This is a genomic window from Bacillus sp. 007/AIA-02/001 (genome assembly GCF_004634455.1).
GTDB lineage: Bacteria > Bacillota > Bacilli > Bacillales > Bacillaceae_G > Bacillus_A > Bacillus_A cereus.
Genome location: NZ_SEIY01000017.1, coordinates 1 through 14,196, shown reverse-complemented (window position 1 = coordinate 14,196; position 14,196 = coordinate 1). Strand labels below are relative to the sequence as shown.

The window sequence follows — 14,196 nt, the reverse complement described above, 5'->3', positions numbered from 1 at the left end:
CGAGCATGCAACAATCAAAAGAAGAAAGAGTACATGACGTATTTGAAAAGATTTCTGATAAATACGATGTGATGAATTCTGTAATTAGTTTTCAAAGACATAAAGCGTGGCGTAAAGAAACGATGCGAATTATGGATGTACAACCAGGCAGTCAAGCGCTTGATGTATGCTGTGGAACCGCAGATTGGACAATTGCGCTAGCTGGAGCCGTAGGTGAACAAGGAAAGGTTGTTGGCTTAGACTTCAGTGAAAATATGTTATCTGTCGGTAAGCAAAAGGTAGAGGCGTTACAATTAAAACAAGTAGAACTTCTACATGGGAATGCAATGGAACTTCCGTTTGAAGATAATACGTTTGATTATGTGACGATTGGGTTTGGTTTACGTAACGTACCGGATTATATGCACGTATTAAAAGAAATGACGCGTGTAGTAAAACCAGGTGGAAAAGTAATCTGTTTAGAAACATCTCAACCAACAATGATTGGTTTTCGACAAGGGTATATTTTATACTTTAAATATATCATGCCGTTATTTGGAAAGATGTTTGCGAAAAGTTATAAAGAGTATTCATGGCTTCAAGAATCTGCTAGTACGTTCCCAGGGATGAAAGAATTGGCTCAAATGTTTGAGCAAGCTGGACTTGAACGTGTGCAAGTGAAACCATTTACTTTTGGGGTAGCAGCGATGCATTTAGGTATTAAACCAGAATCAAAATAGAAAAAAGAAGTTTTAGGTTAAGGTGAACAATATGAAGTTACAACTTATGTACTCTTTTTTACGATCGGATATTAATGTGATAGAAAAAGAATTAAAAAAGACAGTCGCTTCTGAACAGCCATTAGTAGAAGAGGCAGCATTACAGCTTATTGAAGCTGGTGGGAAACGAATTCGTCCTGTATTTGTGTTGCTTGCAGGGAAATTTGGAGATTATAAGTTAGATGCGATTAAGCATGTTGCTGTTGCGTTAGAACTTATTCATATGGCTTCTCTTGTTCACGATGATGTTATTGATGCTGCATTTTTACGACGCGGCAGTGCGACTGTGAATGCGAAATGGGGAGATCGTATTGCGATGTATACAGGGGACTATCTGTTCGCTAAGTCTCTTGAATGTATAACAAATATCGAAATTCCAGAGGCGCATCAAGCGTTATCACATACTATTTTAGAAGTCTGTAAAGGTGAAATTGAACAAATTAAAGATAAATACAATTATAACCAAAATTTAAGAACGTATTTAAGAAGAATAAAGCGAAAAACAGCATTATTAATTGCCGCGAGTTGTCAATTGGGAGCGATTGCTGCTGGTGCTAATCGTGATACGGTAAATCGTCTATTTTGGTATGGGTATTTTGTAGGAATGTCTTATCAAATTATTGATGACATTTTAGACTTCGTTTCTACAGAAGAGAAACTTGGAAAACCTGCTGGCGGAGATTTACTACAAGGGAATATTACACTTCCTGCTCTATATGCGATGGAAGATCCCGTACTTCGTCAGAAAATCACATCTGTACATGAAAATTCAACAGCAAGTGAAATACAAGAAATTATTGATGCTGTAAAAAATAGTACAGCAATTGATCAAGCATTTGCATTTAGTGAACGTTATTTACATAAAGCTTTAGAAATAATAAAACCACTCCCACGTGGAAAAGCAAAGTACGCATTACAAAATGTTGCAAAGTATATTGGAAAACGAAAATTTTAATGTTTATTCTAAAAAATAAAATAATCTCTCTATTTCAAAACTATTGCACAATTGTGATAAGGGTGATAATATGTGTGTGGGGATATACAATTACATACATAATTCAGAAGTGGAGAGATTTTTTATGGAAAAAACATTTCTAATGGTAAAACCAGACGGTGTACAACGTGCCTTCATTGGGGAAATTGTAGCTCGTTTTGAGAAAAAAGGCTTTCAATTAGTTGGTGCAAAATTAATGCAAGTCACTCCGGAAATTGCTGGACAACACTACGCTGAGCATAAGGAAAAACCTTTCTTTGGTGAGTTAGTAGACTTTATTACATCTGGACCTGTGTTCGCAATGGTATGGCAAGGTGAAGGTGTAGTAGATACAGCGCGTAACATGATGGGGAAAACAAGACCACATGAAGCAGCTCCTGGAACAATTCGTGGAGATTTCGGTGTAACTGTTGCGAAAAACATTATCCATGGTTCTGATTCTTTAGAAAGCGCAGAGCGCGAGATTGCTATTTTCTTTAAAGAAGAAGAATTAGTTGACTACTCAAAATTAATGAATGAATGGATTTACTAATTATTTTGAAATAATTTGTAAACGCTTTAATCACTGTGATAATAGTAAAAAGTGCAAGGAGAATAGGGGTATTCTTCTTGCACTTTTTTTATTTTCAGTTAGTTACAAAGTTTGAGCTGTTATGATATGTTGATATTTAAATTAGGCCTATCGGAAATATAGAATAAGAAAATGGTCGATTTATGATATAATTTCTTTAATATTTTTAGAATGATAAAAGTTAATATAGTGAGATAAATACATATACGAAAAGAGGAATAACGTATGCGATATATTACAGCTGGTGAATCTCATGGTCCACAACTTACAACGATTATAGAAGGTGTTCCGGCAGGGTTGTCTTTAGTAGCAGATGATATAAACGAAGAGTTAGCTAGAAGGCAAAAGGGATATGGGCGCGGTAGACGCATGCAAATTGAAACGGATCAAGTGCAAATTTTAAGTGGTGTTAGACATGGAGAAACATTAGGTTCCCCTATTGCACTTGTTGTTGAAAATCGTGATTTTGCACACTGGACAAAAATTATGGGGGCGGAGCCTTTAACTGAGCAAGAAGAAAAAGAGATGAAAAGGAAAGTGACAAAACCAAGGCCTGGGCATGCTGATTTAAATGGTGCGATTAAATATGGTCATAGAGATATGAGGAATGTACTGGAACGTTCGTCAGCGCGCGAAACGACGGTGCGTGTTGCTGCTGGTGCGGTTGCTAAAAAGGTGTTAGCAGAACTTGGTATTAAAGTGGCGGGCCATGTAATTGAAATTGGCGGTGTACAAGCTAAGGAGATTACGTATAGTTCAATTGAAGAATTAAAGAGTATTACAGAAGCATCTCCTGTACGTTGCTTAGATGAAGAAGCTGGTAACCAAATGATGAAAGCGATTGATGATGCGAAAGCAAATGGTGATTCAATTGGTGGAATCGTTGAAGTAATTGTGGAAGGGATGCCAATTGGAGTAGGTAGCTACGTGCATTATGATCGAAAACTGGATGCGAAATTAGCAGCTGCAATTATGAGTATTAATGCTTTTAAAGGTGTCGAGATTGGAATTGGTTTTGAAGCAGCGCATAGACCAGGAAGTGAAGTTCATGATGAAATTCTGTGGGATGAGGAGCATGGATATACACGAAGAACAAATAATGCAGGTGGACTAGAAGGCGGTATGACGACTGGAATGCCAATTGTTGTGCGCGGTGTGATGAAACCGATACCTACACTTTATAAACCTCTTCAAAGTGTAGATATTGATACGAAAGAGCCTTTTACAGCGAGTATTGAACGTTCAGATAGTTGTGCAGTGCCAGCAGCTAGTGTCGTTGCAGAAGCGGTTGTGGCTTGGGAATTAGCGACAGCTTTAATAGAACAATTCGGATTAGATCGTATGGAACTAATTCGTGAAAATATTGAGAAACATAATGAATATGCGAGGGGATTTTAATGGGAAACATACATATTCAAACGAAATCAAAAGAATATGATGTACATGTTGGTAAAGAAGCGTTGTCAAACTTAACAACGATCGTTCAAAATATGCAGCCAGCGGTATCTAACGTAATGATCATTTCAGATGAAGCTGTTGCATCACTACATTTACAGACAGTTATCGATGCATTACAAGTAGAGCAGCACGTGTTTTCGTTTGTTGTACCAAGTGGCGAAAAAGAGAAGTCTTTCGAAAATTTCTATGCGGCTCATACGTCAGCTCTTGAAAATAAATTAGATAGAAATTCTTTAATTCTTGCACTTGGAGGCGGAATGATTGGAGATTTAGCTGGTTTTGTTGCTGCATCGTTTATGCGTGGTATTCGCTTTGTGCAGGTTCCGACAACTTTATTAGCGCACGATAGCGCAGTGGGTGGGAAAGTAGCGATTAACCATCCGTTAGGTAAAAATATGATTGGTGCATTCCATCAGCCAGAAGCAGTTGTATATCATACACCGTTTTTACAGTCTCTTCCTGAAAAAGAGTGGCGTTCAGGTTATGCAGAGGTGATAAAGCATGCTCTTATTGGTGATGTGGAGCTATACCATTGGTTAAAAGAAGAAGTGCAAACATTAGCGGATCTTCATGATGAGAAGTTAATCCATATATTAACGAAGGCGATTCCTGTAAAGGCAAATGTTGTGTCACAAGATGAAACAGAGAAGGGTGTACGTGCTCATTTGAACTTTGGACATACGTTAGGACATGCTCTTGAAAAAGAGCTAGGGTATGGAAATATTACTCACGGTGACGGTGTAGCGGTTGGAATGTTATTCGCCATATTTTTAAGTGAGCAAGTGTACAAGGTTGATCTTGCTTATGAAGATATGAAGCAGTGGTTCTTGAAATACGGCTATCCAAAAATGCCAAGGGATTTGAATGTAGAGCGCCTCGTTCAATTGATGAAACAAGATAAGAAAGCAAATGCAGGAGCAATTCATATGGTGCTTATGCAGGAATATGGGGTAGTGAATGTCGTATCTATTTCAGATGAGACTGTTCATATTGCGTTAGAGGCATTTCAAAAAGATATGGTTTAAAATGATAGCGAAGTGCTGTGAAGTGCTCATTTAGAGGTATTCTCGTAATAGTGACGGTTATGACAAAAGATTACAGTAAGGGGCTATAACCGTATTGTAATCAAATTGAATGAAATGACTGGGGGAAGAAAAATGAGAGTGAAAGAGCAATTGTTAACTTTGAGAGCGTATGTGCCTGGGAAAAACATTGAAGAAGTAAAAAGAGAATATGGTTTATCAAAAATTGTGAAATTAGCATCCAACGAAAATCCATTCGGTTGTTCAGCACGTGTGACAGAAGCATTAACTTCTTTAGCGAGCCAATATGCCCTTTATCCAGATGGATATGCCTTTGAACTTCGGACAAAAGTAGCGGAACATTTAGGTGTAAAAGCAGAACAACTACTATTTGGTAGTGGATTAGATGAAGTCATTCAAATGATTAGCCGAGCGTTACTACATGAAGGAACAAACGTTGTAATGGCGAATCCTACGTTTTCACAATATCATCACCATGCTGTTATTGAAGGAGCAGAAGTTCGTGAAGTATCACTTAAAGATGGTATTCATGATTTAGATGCAATGCTAGAGCAAGTAGATGAGAAAACGAAAATTGTATGGATTTGTAATCCGAATAATCCAACAGGTACATATGTTGAGAAACAAAAATTACTTTCATTTTTAGAATCAGTTCCTAAGTCGGCTCTCGTTATTATGGACGAAGCATATTATGAATACGCGGAAGCAGAAGACTATCCGCAAACATTACCACTTCTTGAAAAGTATGAAAATCTTATGGTTTTACGCACGTTTTCAAAAGCATATGGTTTAGCTGCTTTTCGTATCGGATATGCGATTGGGGATGCGAAGTTAATCGGACAGCTAGAAGTAGCTAGGTTACCATTCAATACATCAACTGTAGCCCAATCTGTAGCACTCGCTGCATTAGAAGATCAAGCCTTTTTACAAGATTGTGTGCAAAAGAATGCTGAAGGTTTAAATCAGTATTATGCATTTTGTAAAGAATATAACGTATTCTATTATCCATCCCAAACAAATTTCATTTTCTTAAAACTTGGTATACCGGGTAATGAAGCTTTCGAACGATTAATGAAAAAAGGATATATCGTTCGTTCTGGTGCTGCATTTGGTATCGATGATGGTATTCGTATTACTGTCGGTTTGAAGGAAGAAAATGATGAAATTATAGAGTTGCTGAAAGAGCTTGTAAATGAGCAAGTACAGAAAGAAGAAACATATTCTTAAGAGATTGTGAAGGCTCCTAGTATAGGAGCCTTTTTTATCGCATTCAAAATAAAGGTTGAAGACTGCTAATTAAGTTATTCTGTAAACCACGGTTTGTATGGCTCGATAATTAGTGAGAGAAGTTATTTGCACGGTCATAAAAGAAAGCGGTACAATAGAAGATGATGGTAAGGTATCGGTGTCATATCCGAACCTTTTGAACAATTAACTACTCTGTAAGAAGAAGTATAAGAAGAAGTATGCTCATTCTAAAGGTTGCGTTCTAACAGTGAGTTGCTTATGATAAATGAACAGAAGAGAATATTTTTTAGAATTAAAGGAGACGTTTATGCAAAAGTTTGAACAAGCTGTTTCATATATTGAAAATGGTGAAGCGGAAAAAGGATTACAATTATTAAAAGAACAATTAAAAATTGCGAATGATGAAGAGAAGTATGATATCGCTCGTTACTATCATACGCTTGGATTTACAGATGAGGCATTAGCAATTACTGAAGACTTACGTTTACTGTATCCAGAAGAAAGTGAATTCACTGTATTTTTAGCAGAATTATATATTGATCTAGATAAAGAAGATGAAGCGATTGAAGTGCTTCATGATATTCCAGAAAATGACGATTTATATGTTCAATCGTTATTACTTGTTGCAGATTTATTCCAAATGCAAGGTTTTGATGATGTAGCAGAGCAAAAACTATTAAAGGCGAAAGAAATGATGCCTGATGAACCTGTTATTACGTTTGGGTTAGCAGAATTATATAGTAGTAAAGGTGAAGAACAAAAGGCAATTACTTATTATGAATCGCTATTAGCGGAACATAAAGTAATGGGTGGTGTTGTGATCGCACTTCGCCTCGCAGAAACGTTAAGCGCGATCGGAAACTGGGAAGAAGCGATTTCTTATTATGAAGCAGGCCTAGAGGAACAAAAAGATATTCACTCATTATTTGGATATGCCTTTACATTATACCAAGGTGAAGAATATCAGAGAGCAATTGGTGCTTGGCAAGAACTAAAAGAATTAGACCCTGAGTACGCATCACTGTACATGTATTTAGCGAAAAGCTATGAAAAAGAAGGAATGCTTCAAGAAAGCTATGAAACGCTTCATGAAGGAATTAAAGTAGATGAGCTTTCAGTTCCATTTTATGTAGAGTTGGCGAACATTGCGGCGAAATTAGGGAAAATAGTAGAAGCAGAGGAAGTTCTTCAAAAAGCGCTTGAGTTAGATCCAGGGCATTTAGGTGCAACATTAAAATATGCATATATCTTAAAAGAACAAGAAAAGTACGAAGAGTTAATTGCAATTGTAGAGCGTGCTATTGATAGTGGAGAACCAGATACACAACTACTTTGGGATCTTGCGTATGCAAAAAAACAATTAGAAATGTATTCGGATGCATTAAAACACTATGAAAGTGCATATACTTCTTTTAAGAATCATCCAGACTTCTTAGAAGAGTACGGTTATTTCTTATTGGAAGAAGGAAAACGAAAAGAGGCGAAAGAAGTATTTACCCAGTTATTACAACTAGACCCGACACAAATTCATATTGAAGAATTGTTATATAATTTAGAGGATTTTTCATAAGTTGGAAGGAAACTGAATGCCGCTTCTTGAATCTAAAAAGAAAAGAGAAAGACAGAGGAGGGACTTAATTGCTATGAATACCCCTGTTTCTGTAAACGAGAAGAAGGATTTTGTAAAATGGTTTTTGAATAATTACCAACTGAAACAGCGTGAATGTGTATGGATTCTGAATTATTTAATGAGTCACGACCAATTGATGCATAAAGTCCACTTCGTAGAGCATGCAAAATATTGTCCGCGTGGCTTAGTGATGTCAGCGAATTGTGTGAAAGACACACCGTTTCACTTTTTTAAACAAAATGTTATGACAACAGATGCTGAAAAATCGTTTCATGATATTCGTTTAAATCGAGATGAGGATATTTATATTCAACTCAACTTTAAATCATCGTTTCAAAATGCGAATTATGTAGCTGTATTAGAAGAAAACCCATATCTACCAAAGCATATTGAAGTAAATGAAAAAGATCGTTTACTTGCAGAAAGGTTTTTGGAAGAAAGTGTATTTTCGTTTAGGAGAGAACGCCTTTTGAAACAAATTGATGAAGCGTTAGATAAGCAAGATAAGGAAGCGTTTCATAGATTAACGGCAGAGTTAAAGACTTTATAGAATTTATTTGGATTAATTAATTTTTACAAATTTCAGACTTTTATAAAGAAAAACTACCTATATTGGGTAGTTTTTCTTTTTTTACCTCTTTTAGTGTGGTTTAATATATATAAAGTGAAAGTTCTGTCATTTGCAAGTGAAGGAGGGAAGGGATTTGAAGTGGATTGTAAAAGATGTAGAACAGTTTGAGCAAGCAAGAGAGTATGTTGATACAGGAGTAATACCGCTGTTATCAATTTCGGCAGCAAAAGAAATGAAAATGGTTGTAGAACAAGGTGAATTTATCGAATTGTTGAGCACGGAATTGGAAAGAGAGTATAAAGGAAGAGTGCTTTTACTGCCTGCGTTTACGTATTTGGTAGAAAGTCAAAAGAATGAAAAAGGTCGTTTGCAAGAATGGACAAATCATTTACGAAGTGAAGGTTTTAAGCATATTGCTTATGTTACAAGTGATTTTTCATGGAAAGAGGATATGCAAGAGTTACAGGGAGATTTATTTTGGTTTCCTTCATTAGCGTTAGAACAATTTAGTGATCAAGCAAAAAGAGAAGTTATTCATGCGCATATAAAAAATATAATGGTGATGTTGGAAGAGAAATGGGGAAACTCGCAATAAACAGAAAGTTCTTATTATTATGAGTAGTATGATATTGACCTGTGCATGAGCGTATTATATCATGATAGTGTCCTAGTTTTTATTTTTTATATAATTTATCACGAGGGGACAATTTCTGATAGAGGGGGGAAATTTTCGTGAGCGACAAAGAACATCGCGTGTCAAGAAGACAATTTTTAAATTACACACTCACAGGGGTAGGAGGCTTTATGGCTGCCGGTATTTTAATGCCGATGACGCGATTTGCGCTTGATCCGGTGTTAAGAAAAGAAGCGGGAACAGATATGGTTGCTGTTGCGCAAGTAAAGGATATTACAACAGAGCCGAAGCGTTTCGATTTTAAAGTGAAGCAGGTTGATGGTTGGTACAAGTCTGAAGAACCAAAATCGGCTTGGGTTCATAAAGATGAAAGCGGAGACATTGTTGCGTTCTCTCCAGTATGTAAACATTTAGGATGTACAGTTAACTGGAATTCGGACAAAGCACATCCGAATCAATTCTTTTGCCCATGTCACGGGGGGCGTTATACAAAAGATGGGATTAACATTAAAGGTACGCCACCCCTTGCTCCGCTTGATGTGTACGAGTCTAAAGTGAAAGATGGAACGCTGTATCTAGGAAAAGCGAAGCCAAGAGGGGGTGCAAAGTAGATGTTAAATAAAATTTATGATTGGGTGGATGAAAGATTGGATATTACACCAATATGGCGTGATATCGCTGATCATGAAGTACCTGAACATGTAAACCCGGCACATCACTTTTCTGCATTCGTCTATTGCTTTGGAGGACTTACCTTTTTCGTTACTGTAATTCAAATTTTATCTGGAATGTTTTTGACGATGTATTATGTGCCTGATATTAAAAATGCTTGGGAATCAGTTTACTATTTACAAAATGAAGTTGCTTATGGGCAAATTGTTCGTGGTATGCACCACTGGGGTGCTAGTCTCGTAATTGTAATGATGTTTTTACATACACTCAGAGTTTTCTTCCAAGGTGCGTATAAAAAGCCCCGTGAGTTAAACTGGATTGTTGGTGTTCTTATTTTCTTTGTTATGTTAGGTCTTGGTTTTACCGGATATTTATTGCCGTGGGATATGAAAGCTTTATTTGCTACAAAAGTAGGGATTCAAATTGCAGAGCAAACACCGCTCATTGGTCCTTATATTAAAACATTACTCGCTGGTCATTCCGAAATTGTTGGCGCTCAAACATTAACTCGCTTCTTTGCTATTCACGTCTTCTTCTTACCAGCAGCACTTCTAGGTTTAATGGCCTTCCACTTCATCATGATTCGCAAACAAGGTATTTCCGGTCCACTATAAGAGATTGCTAAATTAAAGGGGAAAGAACTAAAGGAGGGAGATTATGCATCGCGGCAAAGGGATGAAGTTTGTAGGAGATTCTCGGGTACCAGTAGCTCGGAAACCAAATATTCCAAAAGACTATTCTGAATACCCAGGGAAAACAGAAGCATTTTGGCCGAACTTCTTGTTAAAAGAATGGATGGTTGGTGCAGTTTTTTTAATCGGTTATTTATGTTTAACAGTGGCGCATCCGTCGCCGCTTGAGAGAATGGCGGACCCAACAGATGCTGGATATATACCACTTCCAGATTGGTATTTCTTATTCTTGTATCAGTTATTAAAGTATTCGTATGCTTCCGGTTCATTTACTGTAATTGGAGCATTTATTATGCCAGGGATTGCGTTTGGAGCATTACTGTTAGCTCCATTTCTTGATCGAGGTCCAGAAAGACGTCCATTGAAGCGTCCTGTGGCAACTGGATTTATGCTTTTAGCAATTGCATCGATTATCTTTTTAACTTGGGAATCTGTAGCACACCACGACTGGGAAGCTGCAAAAAAACAAGGAGCAATTGTAAAAACAGCGCCAGTTGATAAAAATGATGATGGCTATAAATTAATGCAAAAAAATACTTGTTTAACATGTCATGGTGACAATTTACAAGGCGGGGCAGCAGCACCGGCACTGCAAAACTTAACTTTAAAGCCAGAAGAAATTGCTAAAATTGCGAAAGAGGGAAAAGGTTCAATGCCTAAAGGTGTATTTAAAGGTACGGATGAGGAACTGAAGAAGCTTTCGGAATTCGTTGCAAAGTATAATAAAAAATAATAAAAAGCTGACTACAAAATTTGTAGTCAGCTTTTCTATTTAGTTGGATGAAGTTTGTTATAATAGAGTAGGATTTAATGAATGAATTACTTTGCTTGAAAGGTGTTGGACATACGGATTGGTGTACTTGTATGCAATGTTAAGACAACGCTCGGTATTATTATTTTTATTAATTGTTAACATATTAGGTACAATTTACGGATTTATATGGTACGGAAATCAATTGAAAGAAACGTCACCTATATTTTGGCCGTTTGTACCAGATAGTCCTATGGCGAGTCTCTTTTTTGTCTTTGTTTTAATTGCTTTTTTGGCAAAGAGAAACTGGGGATTAATAGAAGCGTTAGCGATTGTAACTTTAATAAAATATGGTATTTGGGCTGTTGTTGTAAACGTGATTATGATTTACGTAAAAGGGCCTATTGGCCTTATGGGCTACATGTTAATGCTTTCGCACTTTGCGATGGCAGTACAAGGATTTTTATATGCTCCATTCTATCGTATAAAAAAATGGCATTTTATAGTAGTAGCTGTGTGGACGTTGCATAACGATGCAATTGATTATTTATTTTGGCAAATGCCGCGATATGGAATTATGCATTTGTTTGTAGAGGAAATTGGTTATTTTACGTTTTGGTTAAGTATTGCTGTACTATGTATTACATATTATTGTTGCTTACGTGAGCAAAGGAAACAATTTTCTTTATGATGGTTAGAACATTTAGGGGGAGAACATGGAGAAAAATAAGAGTGGTACAAAAATATTGGATCGATTGATTACTTTAGTTGTTTCATATAGCATAGCATTTTCTATTTTTGCACTCGCAACAACGGCAGTTGTCTATGGAAAATGGCTGTATTATTTTGAAATTGATTTTTTAAATATTCCTGATTTAGCGGATATGACGAAGGATGAAATTAAAAGAAATTACGATGTGCTTATTACATATTTATCCCCGTTTTATGACGGAGCATTACATTTGCCAACATTAGATATGTCCACAAATGGCCGTATTCATTTTGTAGATGTTAAAAATATTTTAGTAAAGATTCAATATGTGATGTATGCGACAATTATGATTGCAGTGATAGGCGGAATTTATTTATTAAAAAAGAAAAATGAAAAGTTTTTACTGCACGGATCGATTTTAACAATCATTTTTCCGATAGCGCTTATGTTACCAATTGCTATTAATTTTGAAAAGAGTTTTGTATTATTCCATAAACTTTTATTTAGTAATGATTATTGGGTTTTTGATCCTGAAAAAGATCCAATTATATTAATGTTACCAGAAGAGTTCTTTATGCATGCTGCGTGTGCTATTTTATTATTCATTTTAGGTGGTAGTATACTTTGTTACAGTTTATATCGATATTTCGTAAAAAAGAAAAGGATGTCACAGAAAAAATTCTCTGCTTAAAGAGAATTTTTTTCTTTGTAAAATGATAATATATTTTTCGGTCTAGTTCTGTTCTATTCTTGTCCAAATTAACATATTTTGTACTAGTAGTTATAGGGGGGACCGGGATGAAGAGAACATTAATTGGATTGATAGCATTTCTAATTATAATGTTTCCGTTACGTATATATGCTGAAGAGTGGAATGAGCTAACAGGGTTGTTAGACGACTCGTTACAGTTAGTGAAGCGTAATGAAGATGAAAAAGCGGTACAAGTATTACAACATTTCTCGGAGCAATTTTTAATAAAGGGGAATGAAAAGAAGCAGGAAGTAACACCAGATCAAGTTAGAGTTATTTCTTTAGCTTACGATAAGGCGCAACAATCGCTCTCTGAAGAAGGTTTAGGTAAGCAAGCTAAAATTGATAATGTGCTGGCATTACAACTTGCTGTTGATGCACAAGTATCGAAATATCAACCACTTTGGATGGAAAGAGAAAGGAAAGTAATGGATGCCTTTTCTCAAATGGAAAAAGCGATGGAAAAAGAAGATGCTGGGCAGTTTCAACAAACGTTAAATACGTTTTTAAATGAATTCAATATTATTTATCCAAGCTTAATGATTGCTTTGCCAGAAAACGAGGTTCAGCGTGTAAATGTTCATTTATCTTATTTAGATGAATTTCGTAACGTTATGTTAAAAACGAAAGGCGGCCAAATGCAATTAGGGATTATTAAAGGGGATTTGCAAAAGATATTTCACACAGTAAAAAAAGATGAAATTGCACCCTCTCTCATTTGGTTTATGACAATTACTGGGGGACTTATTTTCTTCACATTAACTTATGTTGGATGGAGAAAGTATAAAGGAGAGAGAAAAAAAAGAAAAAGTAATGTACATTCTAAAAATAGATAATGCAATAAATAAAGATATGGATTGTAAGGTTTATTCATTGACAATAGTGGCAGAAGAAAATAGAATGAGAAGTACTATAATTAAAACTTCAATGGAGGTTCATGATGTTTTATTTAATTTACTTCGCGATCATAATGATCATACCGTTGTATGCACAGTCAAGAGTACGTAGTGCCTATAGCAAGTATTCACAAGTTTATTCAACATCAGGTATGACAGGAGCGGAAGTGGCTCGAAAAATTTTAGATGAAAATGGATTATACAACGTAGCTGTAGAAGAAACACCAGGTCATTTATCAGACCATTATGATCCAACCGCTAAGACGGTTCGATTATCAACAGATAACTATTATGGACATTCAGTTGCTGGTACAGCAGTTGCAGCACACGAAGTAGGACACGCAATTCAAGATGCAAAAGATTATAAATTTATGCGCGTTCGTCATTCGTTAGTGCCAGTTGCAAACTTTGGTTCGAATATGTCTTGGATTTTCGTCCTAATCGGTATATTTGCACAAATGTCTGGTTTGTTGTTATTAGGTATCATTTTAATGGCAGCAGGTGTTGTGTTCCAGCTCGTTACATTGCCAGTTGAGTTTGATGCGTCAAAGCGCGCAATGCAACAAATTGAAGCGTTAGGTATTGTATCAACAGATGAATATGGGCAAGCTCGTAAAGTATTAAATGCGGCAGCATTAACATATGTAGCAGCTGCAGCTGTAGCGGTATTTGAATTATTACGTCTCGTATTAATGTATACTGGTATGCAGCGTAGCGACGACTAAAGACTATCAATTTTGAAGTGCACCCCAATTGTTAGACACATAATTAACAATTGGAGGTGCATTTTTTATGGCTAAATTTTCTTCAAAAGA

16 protein-coding genes are annotated in these 14,196 nt (G+C 36.2%); all 16 read left to right on the top strand.

Going from position 1 to position 14,196, the window contains the following annotated elements; genetic code table 11:
• Nucleotides 1-5 precede the first annotated feature (5 nt).
• Nucleotides 6-719: a 2-heptaprenyl-1,4-naphthoquinone methyltransferase gene (menG, locus tag ES895_RS23745; RefSeq protein WP_001187674.1), complete on the top strand. Its 714-nt coding sequence runs from the start codon at nucleotides 6-8 to the stop codon at nucleotides 717-719.
• Between the two features lie 31 nt (nucleotides 720-750).
• Nucleotides 751-1,713: a heptaprenyl diphosphate synthase component II gene (hepT, locus tag ES895_RS23740; RefSeq protein WP_000776086.1), complete on the top strand. Its 963-nt coding sequence runs from the start codon at nucleotides 751-753 to the stop codon at nucleotides 1,711-1,713.
• 124 nt (nucleotides 1,714-1,837) lie between these two features.
• Nucleotides 1,838-2,284, top strand: coding sequence for a nucleoside-diphosphate kinase (gene ndk, locus ES895_RS23735; protein ID WP_000415883.1), 447 nt, complete (start codon nucleotides 1,838-1,840; stop codon nucleotides 2,282-2,284).
• Between the two features lie 264 nt (nucleotides 2,285-2,548).
• Nucleotides 2,549-3,721 carry a chorismate synthase gene (aroC, locus tag ES895_RS23730; protein WP_001269386.1) on the top strand — a complete coding sequence of 391 codons (1,173 nt, stop codon included), beginning with the start codon at nucleotides 2,549-2,551 and terminating at the stop codon, nucleotides 3,719-3,721.
• Nucleotides 3,721-4,806 carry a 3-dehydroquinate synthase gene (gene aroB, locus ES895_RS23725; RefSeq protein WP_000526812.1) on the top strand — a complete coding sequence of 362 codons (1,086 nt, stop codon included), beginning with the start codon at nucleotides 3,721-3,723 and terminating at the stop codon, nucleotides 4,804-4,806. Before aroC ends, aroB begins: the two co-directional genes overlap by 1 nt.
• A 132-nt stretch (nucleotides 4,807-4,938) precedes the next feature.
• Nucleotides 4,939-6,051, top strand: a complete 1,113-nt coding sequence (hisC, locus tag ES895_RS23720) for a histidinol-phosphate transaminase (protein WP_001264023.1) — start codon at nucleotides 4,939-4,941, stop codon at nucleotides 6,049-6,051.
• 328 nt (nucleotides 6,052-6,379) lie between these two features.
• Complete coding sequence (locus ES895_RS23715) at nucleotides 6,380-7,642, top strand: tetratricopeptide repeat protein (RefSeq protein ID WP_001168671.1); 1,263 nt, start codon at nucleotides 6,380-6,382, stop codon at nucleotides 7,640-7,642.
• Nucleotides 7,643-7,715: 73 nt separating this feature from the next.
• Nucleotides 7,716-8,252 (top strand): ReoY family proteolytic degradation factor, encoded by a 537-nt coding sequence (locus ES895_RS23710; RefSeq protein WP_001095925.1) that lies wholly within the window; start codon nucleotides 7,716-7,718, stop codon nucleotides 8,250-8,252.
• Nucleotides 8,253-8,406: 154 nt separating this feature from the next.
• Nucleotides 8,407-8,868 carry a YpiF family protein gene (locus ES895_RS23705; protein ID WP_000871314.1) on the top strand — a complete coding sequence of 154 codons (462 nt, stop codon included), beginning with the start codon at nucleotides 8,407-8,409 and terminating at the stop codon, nucleotides 8,866-8,868.
• 137 nt (nucleotides 8,869-9,005) lie between these two features.
• On the top strand, nucleotides 9,006-9,518 hold the full coding sequence (qcrA, locus tag ES895_RS23700) for a menaquinol-cytochrome c reductase iron-sulfur subunit (protein WP_001280593.1): 513 nt from the start codon (nucleotides 9,006-9,008) through the stop codon (nucleotides 9,516-9,518).
• A complete protein-coding gene (gene qcrB, locus ES895_RS23695; protein ID WP_000932700.1) occupies nucleotides 9,519-10,193 on the top strand; it encodes a menaquinol-cytochrome c reductase cytochrome b subunit in 675 nt (224 codons plus the stop codon).
• Between the two features lie 43 nt (nucleotides 10,194-10,236).
• Nucleotides 10,237-11,004, top strand: a complete 768-nt coding sequence (qcrC, locus tag ES895_RS23690) for a menaquinol-cytochrome c reductase cytochrome b/c subunit (protein WP_000554603.1) — start codon at nucleotides 10,237-10,239, stop codon at nucleotides 11,002-11,004.
• Nucleotides 11,005-11,122: 118 nt separating this feature from the next.
• Nucleotides 11,123-11,713: a lipoprotein heptaprenylglyceryl N-acetyltransferase LhaT gene (lhaT, locus tag ES895_RS23685; RefSeq protein ID WP_114159473.1), complete on the top strand. Its 591-nt coding sequence runs from the start codon at nucleotides 11,123-11,125 to the stop codon at nucleotides 11,711-11,713.
• Nucleotides 11,714-11,738: 25 nt separating this feature from the next.
• Nucleotides 11,739-12,425 carry a lipoprotein intramolecular transacylase Lit gene (gene lit / locus ES895_RS23680; protein WP_000414377.1) on the top strand — a complete coding sequence of 229 codons (687 nt, stop codon included), beginning with the start codon at nucleotides 11,739-11,741 and terminating at the stop codon, nucleotides 12,423-12,425.
• A gap of 107 nt (nucleotides 12,426-12,532) precedes the next feature.
• Nucleotides 12,533-13,321 carry a sporulation protein YpjB gene (gene ypjB, locus ES895_RS23675; protein WP_135238703.1) on the top strand — a complete coding sequence of 263 codons (789 nt, stop codon included), beginning with the start codon at nucleotides 12,533-12,535 and terminating at the stop codon, nucleotides 13,319-13,321.
• Nucleotides 13,322-13,422: 101 nt separating this feature from the next.
• Nucleotides 13,423-14,106: a zinc metallopeptidase gene (locus ES895_RS23670; RefSeq protein ID WP_058839490.1), complete on the top strand. Its 684-nt coding sequence runs from the start codon at nucleotides 13,423-13,425 to the stop codon at nucleotides 14,104-14,106.
• Nucleotides 14,107-14,196 lie beyond the last annotated feature (90 nt).

Coding starts and splice junctions, on each gene's coding strand:
- hisC (WP_001264023.1), top strand. CDS start 4,939: ATGAGAGTGAAAGAGCAATTGTTAACTTTGAGAGCGTATGTGCCTGGG.
- qcrB (WP_000932700.1), top strand. CDS start 9,519: ATGTTAAATAAAATTTATGATTGGGTGGATGAAAGATTGGATATTACA.
- lit (WP_000414377.1), top strand. CDS start 11,739: ATGGAGAAAAATAAGAGTGGTACAAAAATATTGGATCGATTGATTACT.
- ES895_RS23715 (WP_001168671.1), top strand. CDS start 6,380: ATGCAAAAGTTTGAACAAGCTGTTTCATATATTGAAAATGGTGAAGCG.
- aroB (WP_000526812.1), top strand. CDS start 3,721: ATGGGAAACATACATATTCAAACGAAATCAAAAGAATATGATGTACAT.
- ndk (WP_000415883.1), top strand. CDS start 1,838: ATGGAAAAAACATTTCTAATGGTAAAACCAGACGGTGTACAACGTGCC.
- ES895_RS23670 (WP_058839490.1), top strand. CDS start 13,423: ATGATGTTTTATTTAATTTACTTCGCGATCATAATGATCATACCGTTG.
- menG (WP_001187674.1), top strand. CDS start 6: ATGCAACAATCAAAAGAAGAAAGAGTACATGACGTATTTGAAAAGATT.
- hepT (WP_000776086.1), top strand. CDS start 751: ATGAAGTTACAACTTATGTACTCTTTTTTACGATCGGATATTAATGTG.
- qcrC (WP_000554603.1), top strand. CDS start 10,237: ATGCATCGCGGCAAAGGGATGAAGTTTGTAGGAGATTCTCGGGTACCA.
- ypjB (WP_135238703.1), top strand. CDS start 12,533: ATGAAGAGAACATTAATTGGATTGATAGCATTTCTAATTATAATGTTT.
- aroC (WP_001269386.1), top strand. CDS start 2,549: ATGCGATATATTACAGCTGGTGAATCTCATGGTCCACAACTTACAACG.
- ES895_RS23710 (WP_001095925.1), top strand. CDS start 7,716: ATGAATACCCCTGTTTCTGTAAACGAGAAGAAGGATTTTGTAAAATGG.